Source organism: Novosphingopyxis sp. (genome assembly GCF_965218915.1).
GTDB lineage: Bacteria > Pseudomonadota > Alphaproteobacteria > Sphingomonadales > Sphingomonadaceae > Novosphingopyxis.
Map to the genome: position 1 here is coordinate 1496887 of NZ_OZ244708.1, position 19476 is coordinate 1516362.

Genomic DNA, 19476 nt, shown 5'->3' on the forward strand with positions numbered 1-19476 from the left:
AAGCCGCCTAGATTCCTTTATATGACCACCCCGCCCATCACCGAACTGACCGAGCGCACGCGCGACATCTTTCGCAGCGTGGTCGAGGCGTATCTCGAAAGCGGCCAGCCGGTGGGATCGCGCACGATCAGCCGGGCGAGCGTGCTGGGCCTGTCGCCCGCGACGATCCGCAACGTCATGCAGGATCTCGAGGAGATCGGGCTGCTGGCGGCGCCGCACACCAGCGCCGGGCGGCTACCGACCGATCTCGGGCTGCGGCTGTTCGTCGACGGACTGATGCAGGTCGCCGAGCCCTCGGACGAGGAACGGCAGGCGATCGAATCGCAGCTCAGCGGTTCGGGGCCGATCGAGCAGGCGCTGGCCTCGGCCACGGCGATGCTGTCGGGCCTGTCGAGCTGCGCCGGGATCGTGCAGGTGCCCAAGCGCGAACCGCGGCTGAAGCAGTTCGGGTTCGTGCGCCTGTCGGACACGCAATTGCTCGCGATCCTGGTCGGCGAGGATGGCAGCGTCGAGAACCGCATCGTCGATCCGCCGCCGGGCGTGACCGACGCGACGCTGGCGGAGGCGTCCAATTATCTCACGCGGCATCTGGCGGGGCTCACTTTGTCCTCAGCGCTCGCGCAGATCGACGGCGAGATCCGCGACCGCAGGCAGGCGCTCGACCGGGCCAGCGCCGATCTGGTACGCCAAGGCCTCGCCACCTGGAGCCTCGACGGGGGCGACCGGCCGGTGCTGATCGTGCGCGGACAGGCGCGGCTGCTCGACGAAAGCAGCGCGGCCGATCTGGACCGGGTGCGGCAGCTGCTCGACGAGATCGAGAGCGAGGAAGAAATCGCCCGGCTGATCGACAGCGCGCGCGAGGCGGAAGCGACCAAGATCTTCATCGGATCGGAGAACAAGCTGTTCTCGCTCAGCGGATCGTCGGTCATCGCCGCGCCGTACAAGGACAGCGCCGGAACAATCGTCGGCGTGGTCGGCGTGATCGGCCCCACGCGCTTGAACTATGCGCGGATCGTGCCCATGGTGGATTTCACCGCGCGGGCGCTTTCGCGATTGGTCGATTGAGGGCGCGGCGCTTCCCCGATTTTTGTGCGAAAGACTCAAGAATGACCGACGACAAGCAAATGGACGAAGCCGCCGAGAAGGAACTGGCCGAAGCCGAACTGAAAGGCGTGCCGGAAGCGCTGCGCGAGGAAACCGCCGAGACCGCGCCCGAGCTGAAGGAACATGATCGTCTGGCCGAGCTGGAAAGCCAGCTCGCCGAGGCCCGGCAGAACGTGCTCTACGCGCAGGCCGAAACGCAGAACGTCCGCCGCCGCGCCGAAAAGGACGCCGCCGACGCGCGCAACTATGCCGCCACCGGCTTCGCGCGCGATGTGCTGTCGGTGAACGACAATCTGCAGCGCGCGCTCGACGCGATTCCGACGGAGGTGCGCGACGAGGAGAAATGGCGCGGGCTCATCACCGGCATCGAGGCGACCGGGCGCGAGCTGGAGAACGTGTTCGGCAAGCATGGGATCACCCGCGTCGCCGCCAAGGGCCTTCCGCTCGATCCCAACGTCCATCAGGCGATGATGGAAATTCCGAGCGACGAGGCCGAGCCGGGCACGGTCGTGCAGGAAATCCAAGCGGGTTACATGATCAAGGACCGGCTGCTGCGGCCTGCGCTGGTGGGTGTGGCGAAGAAGGCGGAATAGACGTTTGCACGCGGACGCGCTCTCGCATTAAAACCAGCGTCATCCCGGGCTTGACCCGGGATCCAGGGCGGGATGGAATTGCCGCTGGGCTCTGGATTCCGGATCTAGTCCGGAATGACGGCGTAGATCAAGGGTCACGGATTTCATCAGGGAACGCAACCCGCTCCCCGTCCGTTGCCGCAGCGTAACGAACAGGAGCGTTTTTCCATGTCCACTGCCCGGACCAGCCGCGCCAACCCGCTCCACCGCCGTGCGTTTCTCGGCGGTGGCGTCATGGCGTCGGCGGCGCTGCTCTTGCCAGGTTGCCAGTCGATCCCCGGCTTCAGCCTGAACGAGGCGGTGCGGCGGTTGCTCGCTTTGAGCTCGCAAAACGCGTTCGCGCAGTTGCTCCGGCCCGGCGGCTTCTACGACAATGAGCTCGACCGCATCCCGCTGCCCGACCAGTTCGGCTCGACCGGATCAATCGTCGGCGCGGTGCTGCGCAGCGCCGCCTTTCGCGGCCAGCTCCAGCGCCAACTCAACATCGCCGCCGAGCAGGGCGCCGAGCGCGCCGCGCCGCTGGTGACCGAAGCGATTCGCGGCGCCAGCTTCTCGGACGCCACCGCCATATTGCGCGGCGGCCCCAGGGCCGCGACCGATTTCCTGCGCGGCAGCATGGGCACCGCGCTCATCGGCGCGATGGTGCCCGAAATAGGCGGCGCGCTGCGGCTGGAGCAGAACGATATCGTCGCCCAGGCGATCCGCGCGGTCAGCGGCGTCGATGTGCAGGGCATCGCCACCAGCATCTCGCGTTCGGCCGATAACGTCATCTGGAACGCCATCGGCCGCGAGGAGGCCGACATCCGCGCCAATCCGCGCGCGAGCAACGACCCGCTGCTGATCGGGGCGCTCGGGATTGGTGGAGCGCTCTAGAGCTTGTAACCGAACGCCAGCAGCGCAGTATGGCCGATCCGGTCCTCGCCCCGGCGAAATATCCATTGGTTGAAATAGGACGCGTCGAGTGTGAGTTTACCGGCGATCGGCAACCGCAGGCCGGCGGTGGTCCGGAGTTGGTCGAAGCCACGGCGCGCACCGCGATCGGTATCGTTAAGATTGTAGAACGCCTCGATGCTCGCGACGGGCTGGATGCCGCCGGACGATATCTTGGGCCCGGCATATTGCGCCCGCTCGCGCAAGCGGAAGCCGACCTCGCCGTCGCCGGTGAAAATGCGTTCCTCCAGCCGCGTACGCGTCGCGATCGTTCCGCCAAGCACTCGACCAAGGCCGATGCCGAGGTCCTGATGCGGCCGCTGTTCCTCGCCGGTGAAGCGGCCGTCACTGTAACTCCACGACTGGCCGTAGCCGATGCCGATGGTGACATCGGGGGCGATCTGCGTCTGCGCGGTGCCGCGGATCATATATTGCTGCAGGCCGCCCGCGACTTCGGAAAAGCGCAGGCTGGTATCGAGCGTGAAGCCGGTGGCATCGTCCACCGGCACGGTGACCGCGCCGTTCAGCCATCCCTGCGCCACCTGTTCGGCATGGACCGGCGCGGCGGCGATCAGCGCGGCGGCGCCGAGGAGAACTGGGCGAACTAGGGCTGGCATAGGGCGGGGGCCACGGGCTAAGACGGAAGGGAGAGCCCTTCCATAACGACAGCGAAAGCGCCCGCCCATGAAATTCTTCGTCGACACCGCCGACACCGCCGAAATTGCCGACCTCGCCGAGACCGGCTTGCTCGACGGCGTCACCACCAACCCTTCGCTGGTCATGAAGGCGGGGCGCGATTTCAAGGAGGTGGTGACCGAGATTTGCGGACTCGTCGAGGGTCCGGTCAGCGCCGAGGTCGTCGCGCTCGACCATGACGGCATGATGCGCGAGGCCGAGACGCTGCGCCGGATCGCCGACAATGTGTGTATCAAGGTGCCGCTGACGATCGACGGGCTGAAGAGCTGCAAGAAGCTCACCGAAGACGGCACGATGGTCAACGTAACTTTGTGCTTTTCGGCCAATCAGGCGCTGCTCGCGGCCAAGGCGGGCGCGACATTCGTCTCGCCGTTCGTCGGCCGCCACGACGACAACGGGTTCGACGGCATGAAGCTGATCGACGACATCCGGCTGATCTACGACAATTACGCCTATGACACGCAGATCCTGGTCGCCTCGATCCGCCATCCGATCCATCTGCTCGAAAGCGCGCGCATCGGTGCGGACGTCGCCACCATGCCGCCGAGCGTGATCCGCGGTCTGTTCAAACATGTGCTGACCGACCAGGGCATCGCGGCGTTCCTGAAGGACTGGGAGGCGACGGGGCAGTCGATCGGTTGAATGAGATCCTTTATCCACAATTTTAAATTGCCGACGACTGGACAATCCAGCTAATTCATGGTTTGTTCCGCCAACTGATTGAAAATAGGAGGTGTCCGACGGTTATCTGAATCGAACAACTGAGGTATTTTGCACGCTTTAACGACTCCCTTCTGCGAAACGGAAATGCTGCGCAATTCCCGTCCCGAGAGATAAGAAAAAATAAGCTCGGCCGGTTGTGCTTGCGCCTTATTAGCGGATAAGATGGATTTCAGACTGCGAAACGCCTCCAATTTTGGAGGGTACCATGAATCCATGGTTCTACCTCGTCCATCTAGATGGTGACTGGCTGTATCGCTGGTTCATTTTGAATGATTATGGGAAACAGATTGCTATGTCTTGTGACGGTTTTTGGTCGCAGGACGAGGCAAGGCTAAACCTTGAATCATTTATGGAACTTGTGAAGCTTGAACCTGCATGAACGAGCGTGGGGTGGCGCGTGACGTCACCCCTATTCGTTCGACGTGCTATGCCTGTAGGAGCCTCTCATGGAATCGGCACAAGCATCAATTTTTATAATTTTAGCTCTTCTGTTCGGACTGGCGATTGGCTGGTTCGTTGCCAGAAGGGGCGGCGATGACGCACGCGGCGCGATCGACATGTTGCGGATGCAGCTCGATTCGGTCGCCCGGGAGCGCGATGATGCCAAAACGGAGCTGGCGACGGTGCGCTCCGGTGCCGAGGAAGCGCGGCACGAACTGGCCTCGCTCAAGGCGGGACAGGCGGAGCGCGAGCGTTCGTTCGAGGCGCGCATGACCGAATTGCGCGAGGCCAAGGAGGCACTCAGCGCGCAGTTCAGCGAGATCGGCGGAAAATTGCTCGGCGAGGCGCAGGAGCGGTTCCTGAGGCGCGCCGACGAGCGCTTCAACCAGCAGGGCGACCGCAACGAGGAGAAGATCAAACAGCTGCTCGCGCCGGTGGGAGAACGGCTCAAGACCTATGAGGAGCAGGTCGGCAAGATCGAGAAGGAGCGCGTGGCGACCTATGGCGATCTGAAAGGCCTGATCGGGCAGATGCGCGAGGGGCAGGACCGGGTGCAGGCCGAGGCGGCGAAACTGGTCAATTCGCTGCGCAACGCGCCCAAGGCGCGCGGGCGCTGGGGCGAGCAGCAGCTGAAGAACGTGCTCGAGACCTGTGGTCTGGCGGAACATACCGATTTCCTGCTCGAACAGAGCATCGATACCGCGGACGGGCGGCTGCGTCCCGACGCGGTGGTCAAGGTGCCCGGCGGCCGCTCGCTGGTGATCGACGCCAAGGTGTCGCTCAACGATTATCAGGACGCGTTCGGGGCGGAAGACGAGGTGACGCGCGAGTCCTTCATGACGCGGCATTGCGGGTCGATGAAGACCCATATCGACGGGCTGAGCCGCAAGGCCTATTGGGACCAGTTCGACGAGGCGCCGGACTATGTCGTCATGTTCGTGCCCGGCGAACATTTTCTCGCCGCGGCGCTCGAACACCAGCCGGACCTGTGGGATTATGCGTTCGAAAAGCGTGTGCTGCTGGCCACGCCCACCAATCTGGTGGCGATCGCGCGGACCGTCGCCAGCGTGTGGCGGCAGGAAGGCCTGGCGCGCGAGGCCAAGCGGATCGGCCAACTCGGCAAGGAGATGTACGATCGCCTCGCCGTCGCCGCCGAGCATCTGAAGCGCGTCGGATCGGGGCTCAATTCGGCGGTCGGAAACTACAACAAGTTCGTCGGCAGCTTCGAGCGCAACGTGCTGGCGACCGGGCGGCGCTTCAAGGAGCTGAACGTGGATACCGGCAAGAAGGAACTGGACGAGGTGCCCGAGCTGGACGCGCTGCCGCGTTACGGCGATGTCGAGGAAGCGCAGGAGGAAGAGGCGTGGTCGGAGGCGGCGGAGTAGGAACTGCCGTCATTGCGAGGAGCGGAGCGACGCGGCAATCCAGGGCGCATTGGCGCTGGCCATCATGTGGAGCGCCGCGCCAACTCTGGATTGCTTCGTCGCCCCGGATAAATCCGGGCCTCCTCGCAATGACAAGAGTTTTTTTCGCACCAGACGGATTATCAGCGGGCCTACCCTACACCGTTCGCCCTGAGCTTGTCGAAGGGCTGCTCTGTTCAAGGGTGAGCTCACTTAATGGATGCGGTCCTTCGACAGGCTCAGGACGAACGGATGTGGGTGAATTGGGTCAGGCGATAACGCTCGTGAAAACGCAACTTCTCCCTAAAGCTCTTCTCAAAAAACCTGGCTCAGCACCGCCACGCGCCCTTCCGGCGCCGTCAAAATCATGTTGCCGTTGGGCGCGTAGCGGATCGCGCCCAGCCGGCGGACGCGGTCGCCGACCGGCTGGGCTTCGGCGGCAGCGAGCAGATCGAGCAGCGCGCGTTCTTGGCCCATCGTGCCGGGCGCGCACGCCATGCGCGTGCTGCGCGCCGGGCCGAAGCTCACCGCCATGCCGTCGATCGCATAGTCCGCCGAGAAGCGGTTGCAGCCGGTCGATCCGCTCACCGTCTGTCCGTCGAAGCGCAGCACCGCGTCGGTGCTCTCGACCGGCAGGCCGTTGACGTCGAGCATCCGCCAGCTGGTGCCAGCCAAGTCCTGCGGCGGCAGGATGCTTCCCCCGCAGCCGCTGAGATCGCGGCCGTCGGGCAGTTGCACCGTCACTGTGTCGTGAAAGCGCCGGTCGCTCATGCCGTCCGAGCATTCGCTGTACGTGACGTCGACCGTCATTGCCTCGGCGACATAGCGCAGCCCGTTGAAACTGGGCGAGGCGGGCGGGGTGGGAATGGTGTAGCGACCGCCATCGGCGCCGTCATAGCGCATCGCCTGCGGATCGATGACCAGGTTCCAGAACGGCTCGGTGCCGAGCGCGCGGTAGGAGGCGGTGTCGACGCCGGCCGGGGGCGCCTGGTCCTGCGTGACCGGCGGATAGTTGAGCGGCGGGTAGAGGTAATTCTGCCCGCAGCCGGACAGGGCGAGGGCGGCGAGCGGCCACAGGGCGAGCGATCAGGTCATGACCCGAAAACGTTCCGCAACCGATATGGGTTCCCGCGGATAGCCCGCGATCCGCCCGCCCGATCAGGTGCGGCGCAGCTGGTTGAGCACCTCATAGGCCATCACCGCCGTCGCCACCGCGGCGTTGAGGCTGTCCGCCTTGCCCATCATCGGCATGCGCACGGTTAGGTCGCACGCCGCCTCGTAATCTTCGGGCAGCCCACGCGCTTCGTTGCCGGTGAGGATGAACACCGGAGGCATGTAGTTAGGCGCCTGATAATCGGTGTCGGTCCGCAGGCTGGTGCCGACCAGTTGCCCCGGTCCGGCGCGCAGCCAGGTCAGGAAATCCGCGCCATTGGCCCGCGCGATTTGCTGCGTGAACAGCGCGCCCATGCTCGCGCGCACCGCCTCGACCGAAAACGGATCGGTGCAGTCGCCCAACAGGATCAGCCCGCCCGCGCCCACCGCGTCGCCGGTGCGCAGCATGGTGCCCAGATTGCCCGGATCGCGGATTTCCTGCGCCACCAGCCAGATCGGCGCGGCGCTGCGGTCGATCGCGTCCAGCGATGTCGGCAGGTCGTCGAATACGCCCAGCACCGTCTGCGGATTGGATTTGCCGGAGAGCTTTTCCAGGATATCGACCGAGGTCTCGATCACCTCGCCGCCACGCGCGAACACATCCTGTTCGAGCGCATCGATGAGCGGGTGAGGATCGGCGCGGTCGGACAGCACCAGCGTTTCGGGCACATGCCCCGCCGCGCGCGCCTCGGTGAGGATGCGCAGCCCCTCGGTCAGAAACCGTCCCTCGCGGCGGCGATGCTTCTTGTCGCGCAAGCTCCTGATGCGCTTGACGGTCGGGTTGGAAAACCCGGTGATGACGTGGCGCGCGGTCACGGTTTCAGCAGTGCTCCAAGACGTTCTATTCGCCGAAGCCGTCCATGACGAGCCCGACCAGCTTGTCCGCGATCCGCTCGGCGTCAGGTCCGGTGACTGCGATGTCGATATCGTTGCCTTTGGCGGCGCCGAGCATCATCAGGCCCATGATCGATCCGCCCGGCACGCCATGCCCGTCCTTCAGCACCTCCACCGCGATGTCATCCGGAAGCCGCGCGACCATGGCGACGAACTTGGCGCTGGCGCGCGCGTGGAGCCCCTTGTCGTTGACGATCGTCACGGTGCGCCGGGCGGTCTCGCTCATTTATTGGAATCCAGCAGTTCGGAGGCCACGGAAATATATTTGCGGCCCGCCTCCTTGGCGGCCGCCACCGCTTCGGCGATCGGCAGGCTGCGCCGTGCAGTGTCGAGCCGGATCAGCATCGGCAGGTTGACTCCCGCGATCACCTCCACCCGGCCTTTTTCGAGCAACGAGATGGCGAGATTCGACGGGGTGCCGCCGAACAGATCGCTCAGGACGATCGCGCCGTCGCCGCTGTCGACCTCGGCCACGGCTTCTCCGATCTGGCGGCGGCGAGCCTCCATATCGTCATTGGGGCCGATGCAGATCGTGGCGACCTGCTCCTGCCGTCCGACGACATGCTGCATGGCGACCAGAAATTCGGTCGCCAGATTGCCATGGGTAACCAGGACCATGCCGATCATATCGTTTCCTCTTGCAGCGACGATCCCGCCCGATCGCCATCCCTGAAATTTTCCAGGCTGTCCACCGGGCGCGATGCCAGGTTGCGGTGGCCGATCGACGGCGCATAGCCTTCCTCTTGCAGCATCCGCGCGAAGCTTTCCGCAAAAAAGACCGAACGGTGACGCCCGCCGGTGCAACCGAACGCGATGTTGACATAGGCCTTGCCCTCGCTCTCGTAGCGCGGGAGCAGAAACAGCACGAGCTCGCGGATCTTGGCGAACGCTTCGTCGAAATCGGTATCGGCGCGCACGTAATCGCCCACCGCCGCGTCGAGCCCGGTGAGCGGGCGCAGCTTGTCGATCCAGTGCGGGTTGCGCAAGAAGCGCAGATCGAAGATCAGATCGGCATTGTGTGGCACGCCGCGTGAAAAACCGAAGCTGGTGACCGAAAGGGTGGTGCCGCGCGATTGCACCTCCTCGAAGCGCTCGCGCACCAGCGTCTTGAGATCGTTGACCGCGAGACCTGTGGTGTCGATGACCGTGTCGGCCCAGCGCCGGAGCGGCTCCATCAGCGAACGTTCCTCGGCGATCCCGTCGGCGGCGGGGCGGTCCAGCGCGAGCGGGTGCGGGCGGCGCGTTTCGGCAAAGCGGCGCCCGAGCTCGGCACCCTGGCAATCGAGGAACAGGGTGGAGATGGTCACGTCCTGCGCCTTTTGCAGCTTCTTGACCTGATCGACCAGATCTTCCGGCGCGAAACCGCGCGTGCGGCTGTCGAAGCCCAGCGCCAGCGGTACGTCGCCCCGTTCCTGGCCTTCGGCGGGCGGGGTCTTGAGCAACCGTCCGACCAGACGGATCGGCAGATTGTCGACCGTCTCCCAGCCAAGATCCTCGAGCTGGTTGAGCGCGGTCGACTTGCCGGCCCCGGACAGGCCGGTGACCAGCAGGATCGTCTTCGGGGCGGCGCGCTCGGTCATCGGAAGGCCCGTTCTTTAGACGTGGTGAAGGTGCCGTCAACCACGGCCCGCAGCGCCCATTCCAGCTTAACCGGCGCGCTCGCCTCGAACGGGGCCAGCCGCACGGCCGGCACGGCGATGCCCAGCCAGCGGCGATGCTCGGGTGTCGGCAGACGTTCGGGCGGCAGATCGCATAGCGCAGCGAGCCGGAACGGCGCGTTGTCGACATGGGGCATTCCGCACAGGCCGATCCCGCGAATTTCCATCCGCCCGGTCATGTTGCCGGTGCCGGACAGTCGGATTGCTTCGCCGTGCACGCCGAGCAGCACAAGGTCGTCCGCGATCAGCAGCGCGCCGCGATCGATCAGCCGCAGCGCGAGATCGGACTTGCCGGAGCCCGGCGCGCCCAGCAGCAGCACGCCTGTGCCGCCGATCGACACCGCGGTGCCGTGCAGCGCCTCGGAGCGCGGCGGCGCGCCGCTCATGCCATGCCTCCCGCGCGCGGCAGGCGGATTTCGAAACAGGCGCCCTCGCGTCCGTCGATCCGGTCGACCGCGCGGATGCTGCCCTGGTGCCCGTCGATGATGGTGCGGGCGATGGCCAGGCCGAGGCCGCTATGCTTGCCGAACCCCTCCTGCGCGGGGCGGCGACTGTGGAACCGTTCGAACACCGCCTCGCGCTGATCCGGCGGCACGCCGGGGCCCTCGTCCATCACCCGCACCAGTACCTCGCGCGGCGTCTTGCTGGCCAGTATCTCGACTTCGCCTCCGGGGGGGGAGAAGGACACCGCGTTGTCGATCAGATTTTCGAGAACGCGCTCGAGCCGCACCCCTTCGCCCATCACCGGGGCCTCGCCCCCGGCGGGACGGACGAAGCGCAGATAGACCTTGGTTTCGGTCGAACGCTCGCGCCGCGCGACGAGCAGCTGGTCGATCATCGCGGCCAGATCGATCCGCTCGAACTGGGCGCGCGAGAGCTGCGAATCGACGCGGCTCGCCTCGCTGATGTCGCTGATCAGCCGGTCGAGCCGGCGCACGTCGCTGGACGCGATCGCGAACAGCTTCGCGCGCAGCTCCGGGTCTTCGACCCGTTCCAGCGATTCGAGTGCGGACCGCAGCGAGGCGAGCGGGTTCTTCACCTCATGCGCGACATCGGCGGCAAAGGCCTCGGTCGCGTCGATCCGGTCTCTCAGCGCATTGGACATGTCGGATATGGCGCGCGCCAGCATGCCGATCTCGTCGCGGCGCGAGGGGAGGCGGGGAATCGAAACCTCGCGCGCGAAACCCAGCCGGACCTTTACTGCGTTGCGCGCGAGCAAGCGCAGCGGTTTGACGATGGTGCGCGCCAGGAATAGCGAGAGCCAGACCGAGATCAGCAGCACCAGGACCGAAAAGATCGCGATCGTCAGCCGCTCCTCGCGGATGATGCCGCGAATATCGGCAGCGCGCGTGGTGAGAAGCAGCGCGCCGCCGCCATGCCGGCGCGCGGCGCTCAGAACATAGGCACCGTCCGGGCCTTGCCGCGCAACGCTGGCCGTGCCGCCGCCGGCCGCCGCCATGATTTCGGGCCAGCTCTGCGCGATATCGGGTGCCGGATCGCGGTATTCAGGGGGCGCGGCCGTGCCGACCAGCGCATCGGTTACACGGTCGACTTCGCTGGCGAAGACGCGGCGGAAGGGGATCGAATCGATTTGCTGCACATCATAGGTCGGCCGGGCCAGTGCAAAGCTGTCGACGATCTTTGAGCCGCCGGGTCCGTACAGCCTGATGCGAGCGTCGAGCGCCTGCGCGCTGTCGACCAGAAAAGCGTTGCGCTTGGCGACGGGCAGCAGCGCGAGCGCACGGGCGATCGCATCGCCCTCACGCTGCAGGGCCTCGATGCGGATTTCGGTCAGGCGCGAACGATAGCTGTCGAGAAAGAACAGCCCGCCCGCGAGCAGCACCACGGCAAAGATGTTGACCGCCAGGATGCGCGTGGTGAGCGACATCCGCCGCGACCAGCCCAAAGCCAGGCCGGCCGGTTCATTCGGGGGAGTAGCGATAGCCCGCTCCGTACAGCGTATCGATCGCCTCGAACCCGGCATCGAACTCTCGGAATTTGCGGCGCAGTCGCTTGATATGGCTGTCGATCGTGCGATCGTCGACATAGACATCGTCCTGATAGGCCGCATCCATCAGCTGGCTGCGCGTCTTGACCAGGCCGGGCCGGGTGGCGAGCGCTTGCAGGATCAGGAATTCGGTTACGGTCAGGCTGATAGGAGCGCCCTTCCAGCGCACCTCGTGCCGTGCTTCGTCCATCACCAGATCGCCGCGCTCCATCGGCTCGCTGCCTTCCTCGTCGCCATGGGCCTCGGCCGCGCGTTTCATATAGTCGACGCGGCGCAGGATCGCCTTGATCCGCGCCAGCAGCAACCGCTGCGAAAAGGGCTTGGTGATGTAATCGTCCGCGCCCATCGCCAGACCCAGCGCCTCGTCGAGCTCATCATCCTTGGAGGTCAAAAAGATGACCGGGAACTCATGCTTCTCGCGGATACGGCGCAGCAGCTCCAGCCCGTCCATGCCGGGCATCTTGACGTCGAGCACGGCGAGATCGGGCGGGTTGTCGACGATCGCGCCAAGCGCGGCCTGCGGATCGGAATAGATCCGCGTGGTGTAGCCCTCCGCCTGCATCGCGATGGAGACCGAGGTGAGGATGTTCTTGTCGTCGTCGACGAGGGCGATCGTGCCGGCCATTGGGGTCCTGTCCTTATTGCTCCAGCCCGCCGCGCGTTAGGACAGCGCGCCCGCCGCCGCAACCTTGGCGGCGATGATCGGCGCGATGGCCGTGACACCGGTAGACGGCCGAACATATCGGTTTTCCGGGCTTGCTGCGTTCCGGTTTACGTCGGTGCAGCGACGATTGACGCCTTGGCGAAGCTGATCTACGCCTGACGTATAAATACATGATCGCTACGGTCGTCGACGCTCCCGAGCCGCGTCGGGTGCGCGTGGCCTTTGCCGTAGAAGTGGCCTTTGCCGTAGAAAGAGTGCGTCCCATGCCGTCCAACCATAATTTCTCCGCCCCGAACGTCTCGCTGGCCGATCAGGGTCTTTCCGTTTCCGCCGATTGTCTCTGGAATCTGCAGCGTGCCGCGCTCGTCGAAGCCGCCATCGCGAACGGGGAGGGGCGCCTGGCCAAGGATGGGCCGCTGGTGGTCGAGACCGGCAAGCATACCGGCCGCTCGGCCAAGGACAAGTTCATCGTGCGCGATGCCGAGACCGAGGGCAGTGTCTGGTGGGACAACAACGCGTCGATGTCGCCCGATCATTTCGCCGCGCTGAAGGAGGATTTCCTGAAGGCGTTGGGCGAGAAGACGACGCTCTACTGCCAGGACCTGTTCGGCGGATCGCAGCCCGAGCACCGCGTCGCCGTACGGGTGATCAACGAGCTCGCCTGGCACAATCTTTTCATCCGCACCATGCTGTGCCGCCCCACCGCGGACGAGCTGGCCGGGTTTACCCCCGAATATACCGTGATCGACTTGCCCAGTTTCCAGGCCGATCCCGCCCGTCACGGCACGCGCGGCGAGACGGTGATCGCGGTCAACTTTTTGGAGAAGCTGATCCTGATCGGCGGCACCCGCTATGCCGGCGAGATGAAGAAGGGCGTTTTCGGCCTGCTCAACTATCTGCTCCCGCCCAGATCCGTGATGCCGATGCATTGCAGCGCCAATATCGGCCCCGAAGGCGATACCGCGGTGTTCTTCGGCCTGTCGGGCACCGGCAAGACGACGCTCAGCGCCGATGCGAGCCGGACGCTGATCGGCGACGACGAGCATGGCTGGTCCGATAGCGCGGTGTTCAATTTCGAGGGCGGCTGCTACGCTAAAATGATCCGCCTCAGCGAGGAAGCCGAGCCCGAAATCTACTCGACCACGCGCCGTTTCGGCACGGTGCTGGAAAACGTCGTGATAGACGAGGCGACCCGCGCGCTCGATCTCGACGATGCAAGCCTGGCCGAGAACAGCCGCGGCGCCTATCCGATCGAATTCATCCCCAACACCAGCGAAAACAATCTCGGCCCGGTGCCGAAAAACGTGATCATGCTCACCGCCGACGCGTTCGGCGTGCTGCCCCCGATTTCACGGCTGACGCCCGATCAGGCGATGTATCATTTCCTCTCGGGCTATACCGCCAAGGTCGCGGGTACCGAGATCGGCGTGACCGAGCCCGAGGCGACCTTTTCCACCTGCTTCGGCGCGCCGTTCATGCCGCGTCACCCCAGCGTCTACGGCAACCTGCTGAAGGAGCGCATCGCCGAGGGCGGGGTGCAGTGCTGGCTGCTCAATACCGGCTGGACCGGCGGCAAATACGGCGCCGGCAGCCGCATGCCGATCAAGGCCACGCGCGCCCTCCTCAACGCCGCGCTCGACGGCAGCCTGAACGACGCCGAATTCCGCACCGATCCCAATTTCGGGTTCGCGGTGCCGATGGCGGTGCCGGGCGTCGACGCCGCGATCCTCGATCCGCGCGAAACCTGGGCCGACCAGGCCGCCTATGACGAGGCGGCGGCGAAGCTGGTGAAGCTGTTCATCGACAATTTCGCGGCGTTCGAAGCGCATGTCGATGCGGGCGTCCGGGAGGCTGCGCCGACGGCGGCTTGAGAGAAACGGGTCGACGCAAGCTCGGCTTGGCGAAAATGGTCGCGGCCGCTAGCGTGCAATGCATGAACCGCTTTCTCATGCTGTCCGCGCTGTTGGCTGCCGCGACGGCTGCCGATGCGCAACCGACGGCGGGCGAACCGGGCCGAGGCTTCGAGGTCGAGCGATACGCCGTGGCGCTTCGGCCCGACCTTGCAACGACAGCCGTTTCCGGCGTGGAAACGATCGTGGTTCGCGGCACGTCCGATGCGGTGACGCGGTTGGCATTCAGCCCCAACGCTCTGCACATCAGCGAGGCGACGGTGGACGGCGCTCCGGTCGCATCGCAATCGGGCGATGACGCCATTGTGTTCGTTTTGCCCCACGTTCTGCGCAAAGGCGACGAGGCCGAACTGCGGTTTCGGTTCGCCGGTACTCCGGCGCGCGGCGTCACGGCGGTCGCGAACGGTATCTATAGCAGCTATTTCGCATGCGACTGGATGGTGTGTCTGCAGGATTCCCCCGGCGACAAGGCCGATCTGACGCTCGACCTCTTCTTACCGGCCGGAGTGGAGTCGGTGGCCGTCGGGCGCGCGGGACCGAAGGTGGCACTGCCCGGCGATCTGGTGCGCCATCGCTGGCGATCCCGCCAGCCCTATTCGCCTTATCTCTACGCCTTTGCCGCCGGTCCGTTCGCGCGCCGCTCCGTCGAGAGCGTGGCGGGCGAACTCGTCTATCTCGATGGGACCGGGACCGGTGCCGATCTGACCGCGCTGTTTGCGCAGGCGCCTGCGATCGCCGGGTTTCTTGCCGACAAGGCCGGGATGCCGTTTCCGGATCGTCGCTATGCCCAGCTGCTGGTTCCCGGGAGCGAAGCGCAGGAAGCGGCCAGCTTCTCGCTGATCGGCAATACCGAGTTGGACGCCGAGCGCGACGATCCGTCATCGGCCTGGATCGTCGCTCACGAAATGGCGCATCAGTGGTGGGGCAATCTCGTCACCTGCGCAACCTGGCGGGATTTCTGGCTGAACGAAGGGATGGCCACCTTCATGGTGGCGGCATGGGAAGAGCATGGCTCGGGCGAGGCCGCCTATCGGCAAGAGCTCGATATCGCGCGCCGAAAGGTCGCGCGGGCTCGTGAACTGGGCTACGACAAGCCGCTCGCCTGGGCGGGAAAATATCCCTCGCTTGGGGTGCGGCGGGCCATCCAGTACAGCAAGGGCGCGCTGTTCCTGGCCGATTTGCGTCAGTCGCTCGGCGATGCCGCGTTCTGGAATGGGGTGCGCACCTATACGCGGCGGCATGCCGGGGAAACGGTGACCAGCAAGGACTTCCAGAATGCCATGGAAGAGGCGAGCGGCCGCGATCTCTCGCTCATGTTTGCCGAGTGGGTTTACGGCGCGCCGGTCGCATCCGACGAATGACGGCCCGCAATGGTCGCCCATCGCAGGCCGTTATTCCATTCAAATCCGTTTAGTTCGTGAACTCTGCAGAAACCTGCCCGCCATGCGCGGCGAGTTCCTGCATCACCTTGTCGTGCAGCCACAGGTTCATCTCCGCGCTGCCGTCCTTGGCGCCGGAATAGCCGAGTTCGGACGCCAGTTCCTTGCGGTTGTCGAGGCTGGGATCGATGCCGACCAGCTTCATCAGGTCGACGATCGAGGTGCGCCAGTTGAGCTTGTCGCTGCCCGGCTTCTGTTCGAGCATGCGCTCGACGTCCGCCTGCGTCATCCGGGTCTGGGTGGGAGCAGCGCCAGGTGTGGCCGTTGTCGGGCGCGGTGCGGTGTTGGCGTTGGGCACGGTCGCTTTCTTGCCTTTATGCCCAAAAATAGCGTCTTTGATCTTGCCGAAAATGCTCATCATGCGTCTCCTCAGAATACCCGGGGGCGGGTCGATCAGGGAAACGCATGACGTGCGATATCGGTCGTGTGGAAAGAAATTAAATTGGTTTGCGTGCCTAGCCAAGCATTTAAACGATATGAAGATTTGCAGCGGAACAGAAATTCCCGGCACGGCGTTTCCCGCTTTGGCCCGCACTATTTTTGGCCAAGCCTTTTTCATGCGCAAGGAACTTCGCGATGCAGCTGCTTCAGGAACTTCAGCAAAATGGCGGGATCGATGCGATGGCGCGCGATCTTGGCGTGAGTAAGGGCACGGCGTTGCAGGGAGCGGAAGCGCTGCTTCCGGCTGTGCTGGGCGGGTTCAAGCAAAGTGGGCAGAGCGCGGGAGGCTTGGGCGGCTTGCTGGGAATGATCGGCGGTTTGGGCGGCGGCGGATTGCTCGACACCGTGCTCGGCAGCCAGCCGACCGATGTCGGGACGGGCAATCAAGTGCTCGGCAATATCTTCGGATCGAAGGATGTCAGCCGCAATGTCGCGGGTCATGTCGCGCAGAAGACAGGACTGTCCGGCGATCTGTTAAAGAAAATGCTGCCAATCCTTGCGATGCTGGTGGCCGGCTACTTCGCCAAGCACCACGGCGCCGCAGCGCCCGCCGCACCGGCATCGGGAAGCATGGGAGGCGGCTTCGGCGGATTGGGCAAGATGCTGGACATGGACGGCGACGGCAACCCGCTGAACGACCTTATCGGCATGGCGGGCAAGCTGGGCCGCTGATCCGGCCCGCCGGGGCGCGAGATTACAGCGCCTTGCGCATCACCACGAATTCCAGCGGCGGATCGAGCGCGACCGGAAACGGCCGCCGCTCGCCCGTCGGTGCATAGCCGCGCCGCCGGTAATAAGCGATCAGCTCGCCGCGCACGGATACCACCCACATCACCATGGTTCGCGCACCGAACAGCGCGGGCGCCTGCGCTTCGGCGTGGCGCAGGATGGCATCGCCCAGCCCGCCGCCCTGCAGCGCCGGATCGACCGCGAGCATACCCAGATACGCCCCGTCTGGTGCCTGCCGTGACAGCCGCACGCAGCCGACCGGCGCCGCCCCCCGCCATGCACCGATCAGCCGGTCGTCCGGCGAGGAGATGATCCCGGCCAGCTCGTCGGCGCTCGTCCGCGGCGATGCGATCAGATCCGCCTCGTGCGTCCACCCCAGCCGCGCGCTCTCTCCGCGATAGGCACGCTCGATCAGCGCATGCAAAGCGGGAATGTCGCCGGGTTCGGCGGGACGGAACGACAGGGGTGAAGACGAAGAGACGGCCATGGCTTCCCCCTTCGCGCAAATCGAAGCGCGCGCCAATCCCGCGCGGTTGCGGGCCGTTCCAAACGATACCAAAGGTCTGGCCGGTAGCATCGGCATTGGTGGATTCGAGTCTGGCCGCTTACGGCTAGAATTGGGACTTTACAGTCGGTCCGCTGTTGGCAAATGTGGGGGGAAAGCGAACATTTCGCCAGTCGGCATAATTCGCGCAATCAACGCCGTTCATCCGATGATCCTGCGTGCTCGAAGCGGTCATCGCGATGGCCTCTGGTGTTTGATGAGTCCCAACATCAATGCACGCCTCATCCCGGCGGAGTGGCTCAAACCGAGCTCGTAACATCCGATAAGTCGCGGGCGCGATATAGAGGCTCCCAGCCTGTTTATTCCGCTGCTCAATCCAGTTCCATGTAACATCTTCGGGGCAGTCCAGACGGTAAAGAACAGCCTTCCCGCCGTGCCGCGATATGAGGGACTGGACGTACTCTCGCTCCGCTTGCGACCAGAATCCAAAGTCCAAGATGACGTTTATCCCAAGGTCAAGGCATCGAGTCCAGACCTCCTCCATCGTTTCAAATACCCGGCGCGCATATTCTTGGAAGTGCTCAGCAGGAGGATCGTTGCCGTAGAACCTGACCATCCACTCATCGTGAGTAAACCGAACAGCTGCCTGTTCTTTCTCCAATCGCTTAGCGAATGTCGTCTTACCCACCCCGAGGAAGCCGTGGATCATGTAAGCTTTGGGTGCGGGCAGCATGACCTTGCTTAAACCAGAACGGCAACTGCTGATAGGGTAGACCTGTAAGCCTCCTGTCCGCTAACCACCATTTGTCGCCATTCCCGGTCGCCGAAATATCGCGCGGGAGCGTCCGCTATCAAGCTCCGGCGATTCGGTGCCTTACGTCCATCTCTGGTCGATTCCAGACCAGTCGCTGTGGTACGGCAGGAAAAACAAAGCGTGTCAGACCATTACAGGTGGCGGGCAGCATCCATACGCTGATGCAGGATTCGCATGACGGCAATTCCGTAACGCATCGGCCGAAAATAGATGACGTGCCGCTCGACACTGCGCCGCCGGTAGCCCGGTCGAATATTGCCGCAGCCCTGCGCCTGCTGCGGCGCTGCGGCCAGATCAGCGCAGGCGGCTTCGATAAGATCGGTATAGCGCATGGCCTGGGGCAAACCCCACTGCGCCGCGGTATAATCGAAGACTTCATCAAGATCGCGCTGCGCCATCGGGCTGAGCCGATATTCAGCCATGCTGCGCGGCTTTGCGCTGCTTGAACCCGGCAAAGTCGAACTGCTCCGGCTCGCCGCTCCGCTCGCCCTCGATCAGCGCCTGACGGATACTCTCGACTTCAAAGCTCCGCTCCTGCTCGCGCCGGATAAGATCGCGAATCGCCTCGCTGTCGTTGGTGTAATTGCCCGCGTCGATCTGGGCGGCAATCCATGCATCCTGCTGCTGGGTAAGAGTGATGGTTTTGCGCACGGTCGCCATGTCGGGCCTCCAGCTTTGCTACCAGAAGATAGCTCTTTCATACTATTGGTGCGATTTAACGCAGATAGGGTATGGCTGCAAGGGGCCTTACCGCTTTCGGCCACGCCCCAGCGACTGCTTCCAGGCGGTCAAGATTTGAAACCGTATGACCGGACCTGGTCGAAAGCGGTCATCAGCCTCGGCGATGCCGTATCAATTCCACTTACGGGCTACACCCCGTCGTCTTCGATCAGCTTTTGCGGCTGTTCGAGCACCAGCACGCCGGCATCGACGTGCAACACGCGCGCGGTTTCGCCGATGGCCAGATCGGGACCGCGCGCCGGCCACACCGAATCGCCGACCTTTACGCGCCCGCCATTGGCGCTCACCGGCACCACCACGGTGACCGAGGTGCCGACGAGCCGGGCCGAGCGGTTGTTGAGATCGGGGTCGCTGCTCGCCACCGGATTGCGCTTGTAGATGCGGTGGCCGATCATGATCGCGGCCAGCAGAAACAGCGCGAACAGGCCGATCTGAAAGGTTGGGCCGAAATCGTACATCCAGGTGGCGACCCCGGTCAGCACCGCGGCGATCCCGACGAACAGCAGATAGATACCCGGCACCAGCATCTCGGCGACGACCAGCAGGACGCCGCCGATCATCCACAGTAGATAGGGATCGATATCGTCCATGG

At 64.6% G+C, this 19476-nt stretch carries 24 protein-coding genes; 9 read left to right on the forward strand and 15 right to left on the reverse strand.

The annotated features are described in order from the left end of the window. The first annotated feature begins 21 nt into the window (after positions 1–21). The 3 genes from hrcA to ACOQPC_RS06845 all read left to right on the forward strand — a co-directional run bounded on the left by hrcA (position 22) and on the right by ACOQPC_RS06845 (position 2609). Positions 22–1065, forward strand: a complete 1044-nt coding sequence (hrcA, locus tag ACOQPC_RS06835; RefSeq protein ID WP_420607889.1) for a heat-inducible transcriptional repressor HrcA — start codon at positions 22–24, stop codon at positions 1063–1065. A 41-nt stretch (positions 1066–1106) separates the two neighbouring features. Then, positions 1107–1697, forward strand: a complete 591-nt coding sequence (grpE, locus tag ACOQPC_RS06840; protein WP_420607890.1) for a nucleotide exchange factor GrpE — start codon at positions 1107–1109, stop codon at positions 1695–1697. A gap of 207 nt (positions 1698–1904) precedes the next feature. Beyond that, positions 1905–2609, forward strand: a complete 705-nt coding sequence (locus ACOQPC_RS06845) for a DUF4197 domain-containing protein (RefSeq protein ID WP_420607891.1) — start codon at positions 1905–1907, stop codon at positions 2607–2609. Here the strand turns inward: ACOQPC_RS06845 and ACOQPC_RS06850 are convergent. Further along, entirely contained in the window at positions 2606–3283 is a 678-nt protein-coding gene (locus tag ACOQPC_RS06850; RefSeq protein ID WP_420607892.1) for a DUF2490 domain-containing protein, read from the reverse strand. The two genes, ACOQPC_RS06845 and ACOQPC_RS06850, sit on opposite strands and share 4 nt — an antisense overlap. A 67-nt stretch (positions 3284–3350) precedes the next feature. Between ACOQPC_RS06850 and fsa the strand changes: the two genes are divergently transcribed. From fsa to ACOQPC_RS06865, 3 genes are all read left to right on the forward strand, one after another. Beyond that, a complete protein-coding gene (gene fsa / locus ACOQPC_RS06855) occupies positions 3351–4004 on the forward strand; it encodes a fructose-6-phosphate aldolase (protein WP_420607893.1) in 654 nt (217 codons plus the stop codon). Between the two features lie 286 nt (positions 4005–4290). Further along, positions 4291–4464, forward strand: a complete 174-nt coding sequence (locus tag ACOQPC_RS06860; RefSeq protein ID WP_420607894.1) for a hypothetical protein — start codon at positions 4291–4293, stop codon at positions 4462–4464. Positions 4465–4531: 67 nt separating this feature from the next. Continuing rightward, complete coding sequence (locus ACOQPC_RS06865; protein WP_420607895.1) at positions 4532–5911, forward strand: DNA recombination protein RmuC; 1380 nt, start codon at positions 4532–4534, stop codon at positions 5909–5911. A gap of 333 nt (positions 5912–6244) precedes the next feature. Here ACOQPC_RS06865 and ACOQPC_RS06870 read toward each other — a convergent pair whose 3' ends face one another. The 8 genes from ACOQPC_RS06870 to ACOQPC_RS06905 form a co-directional block, all read right to left on the reverse strand. Then, on the reverse strand, positions 6245–6832 hold the full coding sequence (locus ACOQPC_RS06870) for an META domain-containing protein (RefSeq protein ID WP_420607896.1): 588 nt from the start codon (positions 6830–6832) through the stop codon (positions 6245–6247). A gap of 255 nt (positions 6833–7087) precedes the next feature. Then, the gene (locus ACOQPC_RS06875; protein WP_420607897.1) at positions 7088–7897 is read right to left on the reverse strand and encodes a TrmH family RNA methyltransferase; all 810 of its coding nucleotides are present in this window, start codon (positions 7895–7897) and stop codon (positions 7088–7090) included. A 25-nt stretch (positions 7898–7922) separates the two neighbouring features. Then, complete coding sequence (locus ACOQPC_RS06880; protein WP_420607898.1) at positions 7923–8201, reverse strand: HPr family phosphocarrier protein; 279 nt, start codon at positions 8199–8201, stop codon at positions 7923–7925. Continuing rightward, entirely contained in the window at positions 8198–8602 is a 405-nt protein-coding gene (locus ACOQPC_RS06885; protein WP_420607899.1) for a PTS sugar transporter subunit IIA, read from the reverse strand. The genes ACOQPC_RS06880 and ACOQPC_RS06885 overlap by 4 nt, the downstream gene beginning before the upstream one ends. Further along, entirely contained in the window at positions 8599–9555 is a 957-nt protein-coding gene (gene rapZ, locus ACOQPC_RS06890; protein WP_420607900.1) for an RNase adapter RapZ, read from the reverse strand. Before rapZ ends, ACOQPC_RS06885 begins: the two co-directional genes overlap by 4 nt. Beyond that, positions 9552–10019, reverse strand: a complete 468-nt coding sequence (locus ACOQPC_RS06895; protein WP_420607901.1) for an HPr kinase/phosphorylase — start codon at positions 10017–10019, stop codon at positions 9552–9554. The genes rapZ and ACOQPC_RS06895 overlap by 4 nt, the downstream gene beginning before the upstream one ends. Further along, positions 10016–11521, reverse strand: coding sequence for an ATP-binding protein (locus ACOQPC_RS06900; RefSeq protein WP_420607902.1), 1506 nt, complete (start codon positions 11519–11521; stop codon positions 10016–10018). Before ACOQPC_RS06900 ends, ACOQPC_RS06895 begins: the two co-directional genes overlap by 4 nt. A 34-nt stretch (positions 11522–11555) precedes the next feature. Then, positions 11556–12266 carry a response regulator transcription factor gene (locus ACOQPC_RS06905; RefSeq protein WP_420607903.1) on the reverse strand — a complete coding sequence of 237 codons (711 nt, stop codon included), beginning with the start codon at positions 12264–12266 and terminating at the stop codon, positions 11556–11558. A gap of 302 nt (positions 12267–12568) precedes the next feature. Here ACOQPC_RS06905 and ACOQPC_RS06910 point away from each other — a divergent pair, with 302 nt between their 5' ends. Both ACOQPC_RS06910 and ACOQPC_RS06915 read left to right on the forward strand, forming a co-directional pair. Beyond that, a complete protein-coding gene (locus ACOQPC_RS06910) occupies positions 12569–14176 on the forward strand; it encodes a phosphoenolpyruvate carboxykinase (protein ID WP_420608090.1) in 1608 nt (535 codons plus the stop codon). Between the two features lie 62 nt (positions 14177–14238). Then, positions 14239–15576, forward strand: a complete 1338-nt coding sequence (locus tag ACOQPC_RS06915) for a M1 family metallopeptidase (RefSeq protein ID WP_420607904.1) — start codon at positions 14239–14241, stop codon at positions 15574–15576. 49 nt (positions 15577–15625) lie between these two features. Here the strand turns inward: ACOQPC_RS06915 and ACOQPC_RS06920 are convergent, their stop codons facing one another. Further along, positions 15626–16015, reverse strand: a complete 390-nt coding sequence (locus ACOQPC_RS06920; RefSeq protein ID WP_420607905.1) for a DUF3597 domain-containing protein — start codon at positions 16013–16015, stop codon at positions 15626–15628. A 215-nt stretch (positions 16016–16230) separates the two neighbouring features. Here ACOQPC_RS06920 and ACOQPC_RS06925 point away from each other — a divergent pair, with 215 nt between their 5' ends. Beyond that, positions 16231–16767, forward strand: coding sequence for a DUF937 domain-containing protein (locus tag ACOQPC_RS06925; RefSeq protein ID WP_420607906.1), 537 nt, complete (start codon positions 16231–16233; stop codon positions 16765–16767). 22 nt (positions 16768–16789) lie between these two features. Here ACOQPC_RS06925 and ACOQPC_RS06930 read toward each other — a convergent pair whose 3' ends face one another. The 5 genes from ACOQPC_RS06930 to ACOQPC_RS06950 all read right to left on the reverse strand — a co-directional run bounded on the left by ACOQPC_RS06930 (position 16790) and on the right by ACOQPC_RS06950 (position 19474). Beyond that, a complete protein-coding gene (locus ACOQPC_RS06930; protein WP_420607907.1) occupies positions 16790–17311 on the reverse strand; it encodes a GNAT family N-acetyltransferase in 522 nt (173 codons plus the stop codon). 124 nt (positions 17312–17435) lie between these two features. Next, a complete protein-coding gene (locus ACOQPC_RS06935) occupies positions 17436–18062 on the reverse strand; it encodes an AAA family ATPase (RefSeq protein WP_420607908.1) in 627 nt (208 codons plus the stop codon). A 212-nt stretch (positions 18063–18274) separates the two neighbouring features. Further along, complete coding sequence (locus ACOQPC_RS06940) at positions 18275–18565, reverse strand: type II toxin-antitoxin system RelE/ParE family toxin (protein WP_420607909.1); 291 nt, start codon at positions 18563–18565, stop codon at positions 18275–18277. Further along, on the reverse strand, positions 18558–18803 hold the full coding sequence (locus ACOQPC_RS06945; RefSeq protein ID WP_420607910.1) for a type II toxin-antitoxin system ParD family antitoxin: 246 nt from the start codon (positions 18801–18803) through the stop codon (positions 18558–18560). The genes ACOQPC_RS06940 and ACOQPC_RS06945 overlap by 8 nt, the downstream gene beginning before the upstream one ends. A 209-nt stretch (positions 18804–19012) precedes the next feature. Then, positions 19013–19474 carry an NfeD family protein gene (locus ACOQPC_RS06950; protein ID WP_420607911.1) on the reverse strand — a complete coding sequence of 154 codons (462 nt, stop codon included), beginning with the start codon at positions 19472–19474 and terminating at the stop codon, positions 19013–19015. Positions 19475–19476: the final 2 nt, after the last annotated feature.

What these genes read in the sequence shown, in the direction of transcription:
- ACOQPC_RS06925 (WP_420607906.1), top strand. Translation starts at nt 16,231, where the DNA reads ATGCAGCTGCTTCAGGAACTTCAGCAAAATGGCGGGATCGATGCGATG.
- ACOQPC_RS06930 (WP_420607907.1), bottom strand. Translation starts at nt 17,311, where the DNA reads ATGGCCGTCTCTTCGTCTTCACCCCTGTCGTTCCGTCCCGCCGAACCC.
- ACOQPC_RS06910 (WP_420608090.1), top strand. Translation starts at nt 12,569, where the DNA reads ATGCCGTCCAACCATAATTTCTCCGCCCCGAACGTCTCGCTGGCCGAT.
- ACOQPC_RS06945 (WP_420607910.1), bottom strand. Translation starts at nt 18,803, where the DNA reads ATGGCGACCGTGCGCAAAACCATCACTCTTACCCAGCAGCAGGATGCA.
- ACOQPC_RS06850 (WP_420607892.1), bottom strand. Translation starts at nt 3,283, where the DNA reads ATGCCAGCCCTAGTTCGCCCAGTTCTCCTCGGCGCCGCCGCGCTGATC.
- ACOQPC_RS06905 (WP_420607903.1), bottom strand. Translation starts at nt 12,266, where the DNA reads ATGGCCGGCACGATCGCCCTCGTCGACGACGACAAGAACATCCTCACC.
- ACOQPC_RS06860 (WP_420607894.1), top strand. Translation starts at nt 4,291, where the DNA reads ATGAATCCATGGTTCTACCTCGTCCATCTAGATGGTGACTGGCTGTAT.
- hrcA (WP_420607889.1), top strand. Translation starts at nt 22, where the DNA reads ATGACCACCCCGCCCATCACCGAACTGACCGAGCGCACGCGCGACATC.
- rapZ (WP_420607900.1), bottom strand. Translation starts at nt 9,555, where the DNA reads ATGACCGAGCGCGCCGCCCCGAAGACGATCCTGCTGGTCACCGGCCTG.
- ACOQPC_RS06900 (WP_420607902.1), bottom strand. Translation starts at nt 11,521, where the DNA reads ATGTCGCTCACCACGCGCATCCTGGCGGTCAACATCTTTGCCGTGGTG.
- ACOQPC_RS06935 (WP_420607908.1), bottom strand. Translation starts at nt 18,062, where the DNA reads ATGCTGCCCGCACCCAAAGCTTACATGATCCACGGCTTCCTCGGGGTG.
- ACOQPC_RS06950 (WP_420607911.1), bottom strand. Translation starts at nt 19,474, where the DNA reads ATGGACGATATCGATCCCTATCTACTGTGGATGATCGGCGGCGTCCTG.
- ACOQPC_RS06880 (WP_420607898.1), bottom strand. Translation starts at nt 8,201, where the DNA reads ATGAGCGAGACCGCCCGGCGCACCGTGACGATCGTCAACGACAAGGGG.
- ACOQPC_RS06885 (WP_420607899.1), bottom strand. Translation starts at nt 8,602, where the DNA reads ATGATCGGCATGGTCCTGGTTACCCATGGCAATCTGGCGACCGAATTT.
- ACOQPC_RS06870 (WP_420607896.1), bottom strand. Translation starts at nt 6,832, where the DNA reads ATGCGCTATGACGGCGCCGATGGCGGTCGCTACACCATTCCCACCCCG.
- ACOQPC_RS06845 (WP_420607891.1), top strand. Translation starts at nt 1,905, where the DNA reads ATGTCCACTGCCCGGACCAGCCGCGCCAACCCGCTCCACCGCCGTGCG.
- ACOQPC_RS06895 (WP_420607901.1), bottom strand. Translation starts at nt 10,019, where the DNA reads ATGAGCGGCGCGCCGCCGCGCTCCGAGGCGCTGCACGGCACCGCGGTG.
- ACOQPC_RS06920 (WP_420607905.1), bottom strand. Translation starts at nt 16,015, where the DNA reads ATGATGAGCATTTTCGGCAAGATCAAAGACGCTATTTTTGGGCATAAA.
- ACOQPC_RS06940 (WP_420607909.1), bottom strand. Translation starts at nt 18,565, where the DNA reads ATGGCTGAATATCGGCTCAGCCCGATGGCGCAGCGCGATCTTGATGAA.
- ACOQPC_RS06865 (WP_420607895.1), top strand. Translation starts at nt 4,532, where the DNA reads ATGGAATCGGCACAAGCATCAATTTTTATAATTTTAGCTCTTCTGTTC.
- fsa (WP_420607893.1), top strand. Translation starts at nt 3,351, where the DNA reads ATGAAATTCTTCGTCGACACCGCCGACACCGCCGAAATTGCCGACCTC.
- ACOQPC_RS06915 (WP_420607904.1), top strand. Translation starts at nt 14,239, where the DNA reads ATGAACCGCTTTCTCATGCTGTCCGCGCTGTTGGCTGCCGCGACGGCT.
- grpE (WP_420607890.1), top strand. Translation starts at nt 1,107, where the DNA reads ATGACCGACGACAAGCAAATGGACGAAGCCGCCGAGAAGGAACTGGCC.